The organism is Halomonas qinghailakensis, assembly GCF_025820815.1.
Lineage (GTDB): Bacteria > Pseudomonadota > Gammaproteobacteria > Pseudomonadales > Halomonadaceae > Vreelandella > Vreelandella qaidamensis.
Window position 1 is genome coordinate 3,358,403 of record NZ_CP096973.1, and the last position, 14,535, is coordinate 3,372,937.

Consider the following 14,535-nt stretch of genomic DNA (forward strand, 5'->3'; position numbering starts at 1 on the left):
TTGTTTAGCGCTCATATAACGTGCTCCGCTGCTCCTGTAGGCGCTTGATGGCGGTATATAACTCATCAAGTAAATTCTCAGCTTGATCCAGTCCCCCGGTACGCAAACGTGTTTCCAGTGTCTCAACCGTTAAGGCTAGTTCAGGTGCGCCACAGTAACGACAGATGCCATTGAGCGAATGCACATGGTCAAGCAGTGCTGTAAGGTTGTTTTTTGCAAATGCGCCGCGTATTGCTTGCTCGTATTCATCTAAGCTATCGATTAGCCGCTTCAACTGCTCTTTCGCAAACTCAGTTTTTCCACCGGCTAGTCTGGCGCCTAGTTCAAGGTCAATCGCAGGTAATGAAAGCGGTGAATAAGGAGTAGTGGAGACTGCATTAGGTGTTTCATCAAGCGCGTCAGTAGGCAGTGCAATCCCTAAAAAGCGCAGTAATTGCTGCTGTAATTGAGCTTCATTGATAGGTTTTACGAGTACATCGTCTAAACCCTCTGAGAGCCACTGTTGGCGTTCAGCGCTGAGTACATGGGCAGTCACTGCAATAATGGGGCAGCGTGCCCAGCTATTATTAATGCGCCGTAATGCCTGAGTGGTTTGAACACCGTCCATATCAGGCATACGAATATCCATCAGTACCATGTCGGCTTCATGCTGGCGTGCATAGTCCAGTGCTTCCTGACCGCTAGCGGCTAACACAATGTTGATGTGCTCATTTTCGAGCATGGCTTTTAATAGTTCACGGTTAGGCGCGTTATCGTCAACAATTAAAATCGTGAATGTTGGAGAAGGAAGTGCTTTTTCCGGTTGAGTATTGACGGAAGAAGACGCAGTTTTAATGGGTTCTATTAGCTGTTTAAACGTGGCAGCAAGCTGTGCTCGAGTAAATGGTTTACATAACATATCACCCCCATTGGGAAGCTCCCAGAGAGGTAGTTCGAAGCTAGTAGTATTTGCAAGTATCAGAGTAGGGCAGGGCGCTTGAGAAATTATTTTTTGCCAATAGGCTTTTTTTTCACTAATAAAATCATCTTGCTCAAGGCCTAAAATAAGCAACTTTTCATTACCTGGTTTATTAAGCGGAATGACAGTTGCGTCCCAGCGTTTCAATAGATGTTCTACTACATTGCGAGTAGGTAGATGGGGTTCATGCATGCGAATAATCGCGCCATCGAGGGAAAGTTCTGGCGGCCGTTCACTTGCTAAACTTGCCAGTAATGGCAAAGTGAATGAAAAAGTCGTGCCTTCTTTCAGCGCACTGTTAACCGAAATTTCCCCACCCATGCGTTGAATAAGTTGCCTACAAATAGTGAGTCCCAGGCCGCTACCACCGAAATGTCTAGAATGGCTAGGTTCTGCCTGAGTGAAGGCACTAAATAGCTGCTTTTGTTGCTCTTCACTCAAACCAATCCCTGTATCGCTTACGCTAATACGTAACACCAGATGCTGGCCTTCTTGGCTATCCAGCATGACGCGAATGATGACGTCTCCCTTAGAGGTAAACTTCAAGGCATTGCTGATTAAATTGCTAAGGACTTGGTGAATGCGTAGCGGGTCCCCGCATAATATGGGTGGTACATCCTCATATACCATCGCTACTAAATGTAGCCGCTTGCGTTGTGCTTCTGGCGCATGAAGGCCGATCACTTCGTCCACTAGCGATATAATATCGATGTCGACCTCTTCCAGTGTGAGCCTATCTGCTTCAAGTTTAGAGAAGTCCAGCACATCATTAACAAGCATTAGTAGGTTATTGCAGGCACGATGCACATGCTCCAACCACTCTTTTTGTCGAGCGTCGAGAGGGGAGCGACCTAATAAGCGACAAAATCCGATAATGCCGTTTAAAGGGGTGCGAATTTCATGACTCATATTGGCCAGAAATTCGGACTTTACTGCGTTCGCGCGAAGAGCACTTCGGTGAGCAAGGTCGAGTTTGATATTTTGCTCCTCGATTGTCTCCATGGACTCCTGTAATTCAGATGTTGCTTGCTCGATTTGGCTCTGCAAATCATGCTGAGCCTGTTGGAAATGCTTTGCTAAGCTATTGATATGTTCTGCGAGTTGCCGAAACTCTGCGGGCCGTGCAGCAGCAATAAAAAGCCGATAATCTCCCCTCGATAGGCGATAAAGTGCTTGATTTGCTTCTTCAATGGGACGTGTGGCGTATCGGCTAATGGCGAATGCAGCTAAAAAAAGTAGTAGGCCAAGTAGCATGCCACCTAAGCTAAGGCTGGCAATAAGCTTGTATCTTTCTAGCGTAAGGGTGCGAATATCTAATTCAGCTTCAAGCCAGCCGGTATTAGCGAGTTCAAATTGCTGGTCGGGGAAGGTGCGCAAGGGGACCTGTAATCGCCAAATGGCGTCATCGATAGTCAGCGTAGTGGTATTGGGAGCATTTAGGCGGGGAGGAAAAGGCATCGAACGACCAAGCACTAATAAACGGCTACCCTGCTCATCAAAAAGTGTCACTGCGCGTAACTCTTTGTGTTCTAGGAGCTGCCTAGCAATAACTTCCAAACGAGATAAATCGCCATCTGCCATCGCGTTTCCAAGGCTTGGTGCCAATAATTCGCCAGCGCTAACTAACCGTTCTTTAAGCATATCGCGGCTGGTGGTCTCGTTTTGCACCACTAATAACAACGCCATAATGGCATAAACAAGTAGCGGAAATCCGAGTAACGCAAATAGCAAACGCGTGTTTAGAGACATGAAAGAAGCTCGTTGATTCAATGAGGTTGCCTGTCAAGCTTACGGCAGCACCGATATAATGCAGCATAATAGTGCTGATAAGGAATGTACGATGAATTATCCCACGCTCGAAGATGTGGTTGGCAATACACCGCTGGTTCGCTTAAAGCGCATAACTGCCGGTCGCAACAATACCTTGCTTGCCAAGCTAGAGGGTAATAATCCCGCGGGTTCAGTTAAAGACCGTCCGGCACTGTCTATGTTAAGTGAAGCAGAAGCACGGGGGGATATCGTTCCGGGCGATACGCTGGTGGAGGCAACTTCAGGTAATACGGGTATAGCGTTAGCCATGGCTGCGGCTATTAAAGGCTATAAAATGACGTTAATCATGCCTGAAAACGCTTCGGAAGAGCGTAAACAGGCGATGGCCGCTTACGGTGCTACCCTGATTTCAGCTAGCAAAGAAGGTGGAATGGAAGAGGCGCGAGATATTGCCGAAGCAATGATTGCAAGAGGCGAGGGTAAGCCGCTAAACCAATTTGCCAACCCAGATAACCCGCTAGCGCACTACCGTACAACAGGCCCCGAAGTATGGCAGCAAACAGGCGGTGAAGTGACGCATTTTGTTAGCTCAATGGGCACAACCGGCACGATTATGGGTGTTTCCCGGTATCTGAAAGAGCAAAACCCAGCGATCCAAATTGTTGGTCTACAGCCTGCGGACGGCGCAAGCATACCTGGGATTCGTCGTTGGCCGAAAGAGTACCTACCATCGATTTTTGAAGCACCGAGGGTTGATATTACTCTTGATATTGGCCAGCAAGAAGCAGAAGCCCACATGCGCCGCTTGGCTCGTGAAGAAGGTATTTTTGCAGGTGTCTCCTCAGGTGGTGGCTTAGCTGGAGCGCTGAGGATCGCGGAACAAACCGAAAATGCGGTCATTGTCTTTATTGTTTGTGACCGAGGTGATCGCTACCTTTCTACAGGCTTATTTGCCCCGGAGTTATAAATGGCCATGTTGGGTAAGCGGCGGCCATCTCGGCCCGCGTCAGGACACTCGGGGCTAGTACGCAAGCCAAGCAGTAAAGCTGAGCAAAAAGAGGGCGACTCGACCACGCTAGTGGTGGAGCGTCTAGCCCATGATGGCCGTGGTGTAGCGCATACTACTGCCGGTAAAACAGTCTTTATTGATCAAGCGTTACCCGGTGAGCACGTTGATGTGGCGGTACACGTGACCCGCAAGCGGTATGACGAAGCGCATATTAAAGCGCGCTTTACGACGTCAGAGCAGCGGGTCGAGCCTCCTTGTGTTTACTTTGGCTACTGTGGAGGCTGTGACTTACAGCATTTAAACCTTGCTGCACAACGCCAGCATAAGCGCGATGTGGTGACTGAGTTAATGGCACGCCAGGGCCTTACGCTAGGTTCTATTGCCGCGTTAGATGGTAGTAGCGAGCACTACCGACGTCGTGCCCGTCTTGGGGTTAGAGTTGATGGTCAGGGGAATGTTCTCCTTGGGTTTCGAGCACCCAATAGCCACCGATTGGTTGATATTGAACAATGCTACGTGCTGGTACCCGCACTGAATGAATTAATGCTTCCTCTACGGCAGCTATTGGCAACACTAGAGGCTCCTCGTCTCGTTGGCCATGTTGAGTTGCTGGCAACCAATGAAGCGACGGTAGTACTGGTGCGTCAGTTAAAAGCCCATGACCAGGATATGGCTCGCTGGCAGCGTTTTGCGGAGCAGCAAAAGATCTCGCTAGGCACCTGGTTAGGGCGGGAAACGCCTGTTTTGCACTGGAATGGTGCGCGTAATAACACTGGGCCCGCTCTGCAAGATGTGCTTAACCTTGAAGAGCTCGGTATTCAACGCGTTAAATCGTTAATAAACGATCCTCCTTCTTCAAATGATGAGGCATCAAAACAATTAACGTTACGTTTTTTCCCTGGTGATTTTTTACAGGTTAATGCAGAGGTTAACCAAAAAATGGTCGCTCAGGTGTTAGCATGGTTGAAACCAGCGCCAGGACAACAGCTAGTGGATCTTTTTGCTGGGGTTGGAAATTTTAGCCTGCCTTTAGCAGCCGCTGGCGCACAAGTGGCGGCCATAGAAGGCAACCCAGCGATGGTGGAACGGATAACTGCCAATGCTGACGCTAATCAACTGGAAGTGCATGCGCGGCAAGCAGACTTAAGTGACGCTAGCACAGTGCAAATGCTGTTAAGCGAGCATCAACACGTTGATGCGATTGTGCTTGACCCTCCCCGCAGTGGTGCAGAAGCAGTTTGCCAAGTAATTGGCCGTTACAACATACCGCGGGTGGCCTATATTTCTTGTGACCCGGCAACGCTTGCTCGTGATGCGGCACATCTTGTGCATGCAGGTTATCGCGTCAAGCAAGTCGCAGTGGCAGATATGTTTCTCCACACTGCGCATCTGGAAACGCTGATGCTATTCGAATACGAGGGCTAGCCTGCCTATTGCATCAAGCCTCGGTGACGGAACATGGATAGCCGTCACCCTGAAAGGATGAATCATTGTCATGGTGAAAGTGCGTGAAGACCAGCCGCTTACTGAAAGCGGAAAAGTGGACATACAGCAGTGGTTAGCGCGCCTTCAAGAGGATGTGCGCTTACGCGAGCCTGAGCGATTATTGCAGGCGTGTGAACTTGCCGAACAGTTAGAGCGAGAGGCACCGCAGACCCATCGCGTGTGGCTCTCACCAGGATCAAGTTTTCGTATGGGACTGGAAATGGCCGACATACTGGCCGAGCTTAAACTTGATCAAACAACCCTTGAAGCTGCCGTATTGTACCGTGCTGTTCGCGAGGGGCTGCTAAGTCTAGATGCCGTTACCAAACGTTTTGGTGAAGAAGTTGCGAAGCTGATTGACGGCGTTTTGCAAATGGCAGCTATTAGCTACCCGCTAGCGCCTAACCATAGTATGGGACAGCATAACCAGCAGGAAAATCTACGCAAAATGCTGGTTAATATGGTGGGGGATGTGCGTGTTGCGCTGATTAAAATTGCAGAACGCACCTGTGCTTTGCGCCAAGTGAAAGACGCCCCCCGTGAAAAGTGTCTGCAGGTAGCACGTGAAGTTGCCGATATTTATGCGCCGCTTGCTCATCGACTAGGGATAGGCCAAATCAAGTGGGAACTTGAAGACCTGTCGTTCCGCTATTTGCATGAAGAAGAGTACAAAGCGATTGCTAAGCTGCTGGCTGAAAAGCGCTTAGACCGTGATCGCTATATTCATGACGTGGTAGAAACCATCAAGAGCTTGATGGAAGCCCAAAATATTCATCATTACGATGTAGATGGGCGAGCCAAGCATATTTACTCAATCTGGCGCAAAATGAAGCGTAAACGGATTGATTTTTCCCAGGTGCACGACGTGCGTGCGGTGCGCATTCTGGTTCCTGATGTGGCCGATTGCTACACGGTGTTAGGGATCGTTCACTCCCGTTGGCACCATGTTCCCAATGAATTTGATGACTATATCGCCAACCCGAAGAAAAATGGTTATCAGTCGCTGCATACTGCAGTGATGGGACCAGAAAATAAGGTGCTGGAAATCCAGATTCGCACCTTTGCTATGCACGACGAAGCAGAGTTAGGCGTATGCGCGCACTGGCGATATAAAGGCCACGATACCAATGCTAAAAGCCGCAGTTATGAAGAGAAAATTGCCTGGTTACGCCAAGTGCTTGAGTGGCAAGATGAAGTGGGTGGGTTTGGCGATCTGCGAGAAGGGCTCTCTAGCGATGTAGCGCCAGACCGCATCTATGTCTTCACCCCTGATGGTCATGTCATAGACCTGCCGCGTATTGCCACGCCTATTGATTTCGCTTACCGCGTGCACACTGAAATTGGTCACCGCTGCCGTGGCGCAAAGATCAATGGCCGGATAGTACCGCTGACATATAAGCTAAAAACTGGCCAGCAAGTCGAGATTTTAACGGCCACCAAAGGCGGCCCCAGCCGCGACTGGTTAAACCCCAGTTTGGGCTATGTGCGCACCTCGCGCGCGCGGGCCAAAATTCAGGCATGGTTTAAGTACCAAGCGCGAGACCAAAATTTAGAGGAAGGGCGGTCGCTGTTCGAGCGTGAAATGCGCCGTTTAGATGTTGAAGGGCTTGACCTTACTAAGCTTGCCGGTGCAGTTAACTACCAAAACGCCGACGATATGTATGCGGCGCTTGGGGCAGGCGACCTGCGCATCGGCCAAGTACTTCATCAAGCCCAGCAGTTGTTTGGTGAAACGGACGATCAAGAGCAATTAGATCGGTTGCTGGCGAAGCCGCGCCGCCAGACAAGTAAAGCGACCCAAAGTGATATCACTGTGCTAGGTGTTGGTAACTTAAAAACCAGCATGGCGAATTGCTGTCGGCCAGTGCCAGGCGAACCGATCGTTGGCTTTATTACCCAAGGTCGCGGCGTCACTGTACATCGCCAGGATTGCAGCAACATCCTTCAATTGCGTATGGAAGAGCCCCAACGCATTATCGAAGTTGAGTGGGGCGAGCGCGCCCAGACCCGTTACCCCGTCACTATTGAAATTCAAGCCTGGGATCGCTCTGGCCTGCTGCGTGACGTGACCGGGCTACTAGGCAACGAGAAGGTTAATGTATTAGCAGTGAACACACTGACCGATACCGACGAGGGGATCGCTCGTTTACGCATCACTCTGGAAGTCGATGGTCTAGAAGCGTTAGGCCGTTTGTTTTCCCGTATCCAGCAGTTGCCCAATGTCACCGAAGTGCGTCGTTTGCGCAATGCAGACCCAGAGAAAAATGTCCGTAAAGGAGGCGCCTGATGCGTTATAGCGTAGAGGATCTGCTGACATTGATGTCGGTACTTCGTAATGCGGACCAGGGGTGTCCTTGGGATATTAAGCAAGATTGGGACAGCATCGTGCCCCATACGCTTGAAGAGGCTTACGAAGTTGCTGACGCTATCGAGCGGCGCGCTTTTGATGAATTGCCCGGCGAACTGGGTGACCTGCTGTTTCAAGTGGTTTACTACGCCCAGTTTGGTGCCGAAGAGCAGCGCTTCGACTTTCACGACATCGTCGATACATTGACCGCAAAGATGTTGCGACGTCATCCGCATGTATTTCCTGATGGCACGCTAGCGTCACGGCGCCCACCTGGAGTGAGTGCCGAGTACGTACAAACCCAGCAGGTCAATTCACGCTGGGAAGCGCTTAAAGCCGATGAGCGTGCCGAGCGTGCACCGCAGAGCGCACCCTCTGTACTTGACGATGTTCCACGGACGCTGCCTGCGCTTAGTCGTGCCGCTAAGCTTTCAAAGCGCGCCGCTAGGGTCGGGTTCGACTGGCCGGATGCCAGCGGTGTGTTGGACAAAATACGTGAAGAGCTGGCTGAAGTTGAAGAAGCCCTAGCCGAGGGCAACCAACAGCACGCTCAAGAAGAAGTTGGCGACCTGTTGTTTGCAGTGACCAATTTAGCTCGCACCTTGGGCGCTGATCCTGAGCAATGCTTGCGTACCACAAATACAAAATTTGAGCGCCGCTTTCGCTACGTAGAGCGCGAGCTTGCCGCCGCTGCGCGTCCGCTAGCCGACGCCTCGCTTGATGAAATGGAAACCCATTGGCAAGCCGCTAAAGCACAAGAAAAACGCTTACCCCTTAACAACTGACTTTTAACAACTAATGCGACCCCGTAAGGAGGCCATGCCAATGAGTCACGACCTACACGAATCGCTACGTGATAACGTGCGTATTCTCGGTGATAGCCTGGGCCGTACGATTGCCGATGATTTAGGCCAGTCATTTGTTGATAAAATTGAAACGATTCGTGCCCATGCCAAGCGGGGACGCCAGGGCGATTCACTGCAGCAGCGTGAGCTTATAGAGTATCTACGTCAGTTGCCTGAACGCGATCTGCTGCCAGTGACGCGTGCGTTTAACCAATTTTTGAACCTTGCCAATATTGCTGAGCAGCACTACCGGGCGCGCTTTCGCCGGGTGGAAGACTACAAGCCTGGCTCCCAGCCCGTACTTGGTGAGCTGCTAAGCCGTGCACAGCAGGCGGGTAATTCACCCCGTAAATTAGTAGAAACCCTGGCCAGTATGCGCGTTGAGCTAGTGCTGACTGCCCACCCTACAGAAGTTATTCGCCGCACGTTGATTCAAAAATACGACGCTATCGACGAATGCCTAACCGCCATTGAAAGCTCTGAAGACTACCCAGAGCGTGGCACTCGTGCCCAGGGCCGCTTGGAAGAGTTGATCAGTCAGGCGTGGCATACCGATGAGATTCGTCATGAACGGCCAACCCCCGTGGATGAGGCCAAATGGGGCTTTGCGGTTATCGAAAACTCCTTATGGCAGGCAGTGCCAGACTTCCATCGCGATTTGGATAATTTATTACTCGATACTGCCGGCGAACGTTTGCCGTTGGATGCCGCGCCCATTCGCTACGCCTCCTGGATGGGCGGTGACCGAGATGGCAATCCAAATGTCACCGCGCGGGTAACGCGAGAGGTGCTGTTGTTGGGCCGATGGATGGCCGCTGATCTCTATTTACGTGATCTTGAACAGCTGAAAACCGAGCTTTCAATGTGGAAAGCCAACAGCGCCTTGAAGGCAGAGGTGGGAGAAGTTGCCGAGCCTTACCGCGAGCTGCTTAAGCGTCTGCTGAATAAAATGGAAGCCACACGCGACTGGGCTAAAGCAGAGTTGGACGGCCGTAACTATGACGGTGGACCAATTATTGAAACCCGAGACCAGCTCTACGCGCCGCTGCTGGCATGCTACCGCTCGTTGTGTGATGTCGGGCTGGACACCATCGCAAACGGTGCGCTGCTGGATACCTTGCGTCGGGTAGCAGTGTTCGGTGTCACGCTGACCAAACTTGACTTGCGCCAAGAGGCCAGTCGCCATGCCCAGGTAATGGAAGAACTCACCAGTGCATTGGGCTTGGGCCATTACCAGGACTGGAACGAAGCTCAGCGCCAAGAGTTTCTGCTCGCTGAGCTTGAATCACGGCGGCCGCTGATCCCACGCCGTTGGGAGTGTTCGGCAGAATCCCGTGAAGTGCTCGATACCTTCAAAGTGATTGCCCAAGAGCATGCTGAAGCGTTGGGTACCTATATTATCTCGATGGCTGCCGAGCCTTCTGACGTATTAACCGTTGCGTTATTGATGAAGGAGGTGGGCGGCCAAGTCACGCTGCCTATTGCACCACTGTTTGAAACCCTCAACGACCTTGATCATGCGGGCGATGTGGTTGACCAATTGCTGGCGCTTCCCGGTTACCGGGCCCTGGCGAAAGACCGCCAAGAGGTCATGATTGGCTATTCAGACTCTGCTAAAGACGCCGGACAGCTTGCTGCTGCCTGGGCACAGTACCGTGCCCAAGAATCGTTAGTGAACGTATGTGAAAAACATGGCGTGGATTTGACGCTCTTTCATGGTCGTGGTGGCACCGTTGGTCGTGGCGGCGGCCCCGCGCATGCGGCGATCCTTTCCCAGCCGCCGGGCTCAGTGAATGGCAGCCTACGGGTAACAGAGCAAGGCGAAATGATCCGCTTTAAGTTTGGTCAGCCAGATATCGCGCTGCGCTCTATGGAAATTTACGCCTGTGCGGTCATGGAGGCGACATTATTGCCACCGCCTGCACCTGAACCTCACTGGCGTGAAGAGATGGACCAGCTGGCGAAAGTGGCCCATGCCGCCTACGTGGGCGTGGTGCGTGAAGATCCTGACTTTGTTCCCTACTTCCGAGCGGTTACGCCGGAAGGCGCACTGGGCAGACTGCCGCTTGGTTCTCGGCCGACTAAACGCCGTCAAGATGGCGGCGTGGAGACGTTACGAGCCATTCCGTGGATTTTTGCCTGGACACAGATTCGCCTGATGCTACCCGCTTGGTTGGGCAGCGGAGAAGCATTCTCGCGGCGTATAGAGCAGCCAGGTGGTCGGGAAGTGTTGCAAGAAATGCGCAGTCAGTGGCCCTTTTTTGGCACCTATCTTGATATGTTAGAGATGCTATTGGCCAAAGCAGATGTCGCGATTGCCGCTTACTATGAGCATCGTTTGGTCGATGAGCCTTCGCTGAAAGCGCTGGGTAAGAAACTACGGGAGCGTTTTGAGCGGCTTGAAAACGTGGTGTTGGATATTCTCCAGCAAGAGAAGCTGCTTGAAAACACCCCGCTTATTCGCCAAGCAATTGATGTGCGCAACCCTTACATCGACCCGCTTCATGGCTTGCAAGCGGAACTTCTACAGCGTAATCGGGACGCCGATGGTGCTATTAGTGCAGATCTCTCTCGTGCGCTTATGGTGACCATGGCCGGTATTGCGGCAGGTTTACGCAATACGGGTTAAGCCCACTGTTTTGCTCAATCAGCGCTGCTGCCATTTGGCGGCAGCGCTTTTTTAATCGACTACCGTTGGTTGACGCTTTATGTCGTTACGAAAATCTACCCGTATCAATAAATACATCAGCGAAAGTGGTTTATGTTCCCGCCGAGAGGCTGACCGCTATGTTGAGCAAGGCAACGTTTGGATTAATGGGCGTCGGGCAACGACAGGCGACCAAGTGGTGCCGGGTGATCGGGTTAAGGTCAACGGTCAGGACATAGAGCCTCAGGAAGAAGAGGATTTAGTGCTTATTGCGCTAAATAAGCCGGTGGGAATTGTCAGCACCACTGAGTCCAGCGAAAAAGACAATATTGTTGAATTCGTTAAGCACGGTACACGAATTTTCCCGATCGGGCGGCTGGATAAAGATTCACAAGGGCTTATCTTTTTGACCAATAACGGCGACTTGGTTAATAAAATCCTGCGCGCCAATAACAATCACGAAAAAGAGTATGTGGTAACCGTCAATAAGCCGATTACCGATGAATTTGTGGCAGGCATGCAAAAGGGTGTGCCTATCCTGGGGCAAGTGACTAAAAAGTGTAAAGTGACCAAAGAGTCGACGTTTGTGTTCACTATTACGCTGGTGCAAGGGCTGAACCGCCAGATCCGCCGTATGTGCGAGTACTTTGGCTACGAGGTCACCCAGCTGGTTCGCACGCGAATTATGAATGTCTCTCTGCAAGGATTGGCTCTGGGCGACTGGCGGGATTTAACTCCCAAAGAGATCGACACTATCATTGCGTTAACCGAACGCTCTGGGGCTGCGCCCGAAAAAAACAAACCCAAAAAATTCGATGCGACCGAAAGGCCTAACTACAGTGCACGCTCCAGTGCGAAAAAAGCAAAGAAACCAGCAGCTAAACGAGCACCACCTGACGCTAAAGCAGCCAATAAAAAGCACCAAGACCCTAAAGCCAAAACGGCTGCTTCCGGTAAGCCCAGCGGTAGGGGCAAACCATCTGGAAAGCCGGCTGCTAAAGGCAAAGGAAAGCCGGTCAATAAAAATCGCGCTGGGCGTAGCAAGCTTGCTACGAGCAAGCCGCTACAGCGGCGCAAATAATGCGTGCGCCGAGCAGATTAAGATGACTAACAAATGATAAGTCTTGTTGCAGCGTCCTATGTGTTGGTCAGCGTGATCACATATGGGGTTTATGCCGTGGATAAAAGGGCGGCAGTTAAACGCCGCCGCCGAGTGAGCGAGAAAACGCTCCACCTGATGGCACTTGCGGGTGGTTGGCCGGGAGCGTGGCTGGCGCAACAACGTCTACGGCATAAGACCCAAAAGACCCGCTTTCGGCGTCTCTTTTGGGTCACCGTGGTGCTCAATGTGGCTGCGTTATCGGGGCTGTTAGCCGTTATGCCGCTGGGTTAGGTGCAAAAAGGAAGTTAGCAATTAACTCTTTGCCTCCTTCAGTAGCAAACGATTCAGGGTGAAACTGAATGCCATGAATGGGGTAGTCGCGGTGCTTTACGCCCATTAATTCAAATTCGTCTATCGTTTGCCAGTGGCTACGTTGTTCAAACTTATCAGCGCCTAAAGCGCCTACCGCTGCGGTTACTTCCAAACAGTCGGGCAGAGTGAACGCATCGGCAATCAATGAGTGATAGCGCATTACCTCAAGCTGGTCGGGTACGCCATTAAACACCGAGCGGTTGTTGTGGTTGATCGGGCTGATTTTGCCGTGCATCGGCAGCGGTGCTTTCACTACCTTGCCGCCAAAGACATGCACAATGCCTTGCATGCCTAAGCAAACGCCCAACAGTGGCGTAGTTTTACCTAGTTTTTCGATGACTTCAGCACAGACCCCAAAGTAACGCGGGTCATCCGGCGAGCCTGGGCCAGGAGAGATGATAATGCGATCAGGTGCCATGGCTTCAATGGCTTTGAAGTCGATCTGGTTGTTGCGTTTAACAAGTATCTCGAAATGGGGCAGCTCGCCGCGATTCTTCTCCGTGGTCAAAATCTCACCAATAAACTGATACAGGTTATAGGTGAAGGAGTCATAGTTATCGATAATTAGCACTTTCATGCTTGGCTCTCCATGTCCGTACCTGCGCTCATAAAAGGGGCAAGGGCTTTGCGTGTGCCGGCAAATTTACGGCGAATTTCCTCGTACTCGTCTTCGGCGTTGCTATCAAACACGTTGCCGCCACAGGTTTGTACGTAAGCGCTTTCACCGTTTACAAACACCGTACGAATCGGAATCGCGAAGGTGCAGTCGCCGTTGAAAGAGAACTGGCCAACTGCGCCGCCGTAAGGGCCACGCCCATCGATTTCCAAATCATCGATAATTTTCATTGCTTCAATTTTAGGCGCGCCTGTCAGCGTACCCGCGGGGAAGTTACTGGCAAGTGAGGTAAACATATCCTCGCCTTCAGCAATAATACCGACAATTTCACTGGAGATATGCTGCACGTGGCTAAAGCGTTTGATATCCATCAGGCTACGCACTTTTACCGTGCCAAACTGCGCCACTCGACCAATATCATTGCGGTGTAGATCCACAATCATATTGTGTTCGGCAATCTCTTTAGGGTCGTTGAGTAGTGCACGAGCTAACTGAGTGTCTTCTTGCGGGGTTTTGCCACGCGTGGTGGTTCCTGCCAGCGGGAAGGTCTCCATTTCGCCCTGGCGGAGCCTGAACAGAAGTTCCGGGCTTGCACCAATTAGCTTCTGCTCGCCGAATTTTACGTAGTACATCTGTGGCGATGGGTTGATCGTGCGCAACTGATCGTAGAGCGCTAATGTGTCGCCTTTAATGCTAAAGCGTTTTTTAAAGCCGACTTCGCACTGAAACACCTTACCGTCGATAATATCCTGTTTCACTTTGGCCACTGCTTCAGCATGCTCTTCGCGGCTCATGGTGTCGCCCAACGCAGTGATGTGCAACGCGCCAGCAGGTAAATCATCAGCGTCGATCAAGGTTTGCAAAAACTCATAGCGGCTATTGTCGTAATAAAAATAGGTGACTTCCCCGGTCATTTTGTCGAGGATCAAGCCATCTTTATAAAGGCCAAACCGAAACGTGTCGAAATCGTCACTAGCTTTCAACGTTAGCGAAGGCTCAAAGTATTGCATGGCGTCATAACCGAGATAACCGCTTAGCCCACCTGCATACTTACGGGAAATAATATTCTGGGGAATCAGGCTGCGCAGCAGTTCATAAGGGTTATCGCTTGGATAGTGGTTTGCATGGCCGTCACGATCTTCAATCGTCAGCGTGCTGCCATTGGCGTAGAGCGTGTATTCCGGGTCAAAGCCAATAATAGAGTGGCGCGCCATATGGCTATCTTCGCCGAGTGATTCCAGCATGTAACAGGTATCAAATTGACGCTCAATTTTTTGAAACAGTGCAAAAAAATCACAGTCTGCTGCCAAGGTAACGTAGTGAGGTTTGCGCGGCAACGTGAAAGGCTGCGGGCCTGATGAAGCAGGCGTAGTCGTCGTCATGA

General features: G+C 51.2%; 10 protein-coding genes. 7 read left to right on the top strand and 3 right to left on the bottom strand.

Annotation, left to right across the window (positions count from 1 at the left end):
- Positions 1-4 precede the first annotated feature (4 nt).
- Positions 5-2,707 carry an ATP-binding protein gene (locus M0220_RS15285; protein ID WP_264018127.1) on the bottom strand — a complete coding sequence of 901 codons (2,703 nt, stop codon included), beginning with the start codon at positions 2,705-2,707 and terminating at the stop codon, positions 5-7.
- 91 nt (positions 2,708-2,798) lie between these two features.
- Here M0220_RS15285 and cysM point away from each other — a divergent pair, with 91 nt between their 5' ends.
- The 7 genes from cysM to M0220_RS15320 all read left to right on the top strand — a co-directional run bounded on the left by cysM (position 2,799) and on the right by M0220_RS15320 (position 12,454).
- Positions 2,799-3,695 carry a cysteine synthase CysM gene (cysM, locus tag M0220_RS15290; protein WP_030072505.1) on the top strand — a complete coding sequence of 299 codons (897 nt, stop codon included), beginning with the start codon at positions 2,799-2,801 and terminating at the stop codon, positions 3,693-3,695.
- A complete protein-coding gene (gene rlmD / locus M0220_RS15295; protein WP_264018128.1) occupies positions 3,696-5,162 on the top strand; it encodes a 23S rRNA (uracil(1939)-C(5))-methyltransferase RlmD in 1,467 nt (488 codons plus the stop codon).
- A gap of 70 nt (positions 5,163-5,232) precedes the next feature.
- Positions 5,233-7,509, top strand: coding sequence for a GTP diphosphokinase (gene relA, locus M0220_RS15300; protein ID WP_030072508.1), 2,277 nt, complete (start codon positions 5,233-5,235; stop codon positions 7,507-7,509).
- Complete coding sequence (gene mazG / locus M0220_RS15305; protein WP_030072510.1) at positions 7,509-8,354, top strand: nucleoside triphosphate pyrophosphohydrolase; 846 nt, start codon at positions 7,509-7,511, stop codon at positions 8,352-8,354. Before relA ends, mazG begins: the two co-directional genes overlap by 1 nt.
- A gap of 40 nt (positions 8,355-8,394) precedes the next feature.
- Positions 8,395-11,043 carry a phosphoenolpyruvate carboxylase gene (ppc, locus tag M0220_RS15310; protein WP_264018129.1) on the top strand — a complete coding sequence of 883 codons (2,649 nt, stop codon included), beginning with the start codon at positions 8,395-8,397 and terminating at the stop codon, positions 11,041-11,043.
- A 79-nt stretch (positions 11,044-11,122) separates the two neighbouring features.
- Positions 11,123-12,142: a 23S rRNA pseudouridine(2604) synthase RluF gene (gene rluF / locus M0220_RS15315; RefSeq protein WP_264018130.1), complete on the top strand. Its 1,020-nt coding sequence runs from the start codon at positions 11,123-11,125 to the stop codon at positions 12,140-12,142.
- A gap of 96 nt (positions 12,143-12,238) precedes the next feature.
- Positions 12,239-12,454: a DUF1294 domain-containing protein gene (locus tag M0220_RS15320; protein WP_264018131.1), complete on the top strand. Its 216-nt coding sequence runs from the start codon at positions 12,239-12,241 to the stop codon at positions 12,452-12,454.
- Here the strand turns inward: M0220_RS15320 and M0220_RS15325 are convergent.
- Both M0220_RS15325 and M0220_RS15330 read right to left on the bottom strand, forming a co-directional pair.
- Entirely contained in the window at positions 12,438-13,112 is a 675-nt protein-coding gene (locus M0220_RS15325; RefSeq protein ID WP_264018132.1) for an anthranilate synthase component II, read from the bottom strand. The genes M0220_RS15320 and M0220_RS15325 overlap by 17 nt on opposite strands.
- The gene (locus M0220_RS15330; RefSeq protein WP_264018133.1) at positions 13,109-14,533 is read right to left on the bottom strand and encodes an anthranilate synthase component I family protein; all 1,425 of its coding nucleotides are present in this window, start codon (positions 14,531-14,533) and stop codon (positions 13,109-13,111) included. Before M0220_RS15330 ends, M0220_RS15325 begins: the two co-directional genes overlap by 4 nt.
- Positions 14,534-14,535: the final 2 nt, after the last annotated feature.

What these genes read in the sequence shown, in the direction of transcription:
- M0220_RS15285 (WP_264018127.1), bottom strand. Translation starts at nt 2,707, where the DNA reads ATGTCTCTAAACACGCGTTTGCTATTTGCGTTACTCGGATTTCCGCTA.
- cysM (WP_030072505.1), top strand. Translation starts at nt 2,799, where the DNA reads ATGAATTATCCCACGCTCGAAGATGTGGTTGGCAATACACCGCTGGTT.
- rlmD (WP_264018128.1), top strand. Translation starts at nt 3,696, where the DNA reads ATGGCCATGTTGGGTAAGCGGCGGCCATCTCGGCCCGCGTCAGGACAC.
- relA (WP_030072508.1), top strand. Translation starts at nt 5,233, where the DNA reads ATGGTGAAAGTGCGTGAAGACCAGCCGCTTACTGAAAGCGGAAAAGTG.
- mazG (WP_030072510.1), top strand. Translation starts at nt 7,509, where the DNA reads ATGCGTTATAGCGTAGAGGATCTGCTGACATTGATGTCGGTACTTCGT.
- ppc (WP_264018129.1), top strand. Translation starts at nt 8,395, where the DNA reads ATGAGTCACGACCTACACGAATCGCTACGTGATAACGTGCGTATTCTC.
- rluF (WP_264018130.1), top strand. Translation starts at nt 11,123, where the DNA reads ATGTCGTTACGAAAATCTACCCGTATCAATAAATACATCAGCGAAAGT.
- M0220_RS15325 (WP_264018132.1), bottom strand. Translation starts at nt 13,112, where the DNA reads ATGAAAGTGCTAATTATCGATAACTATGACTCCTTCACCTATAACCTG.
- M0220_RS15330 (WP_264018133.1), bottom strand. Translation starts at nt 14,533, where the DNA reads ATGACGACGACTACGCCTGCTTCATCAGGCCCGCAGCCTTTCACGTTG.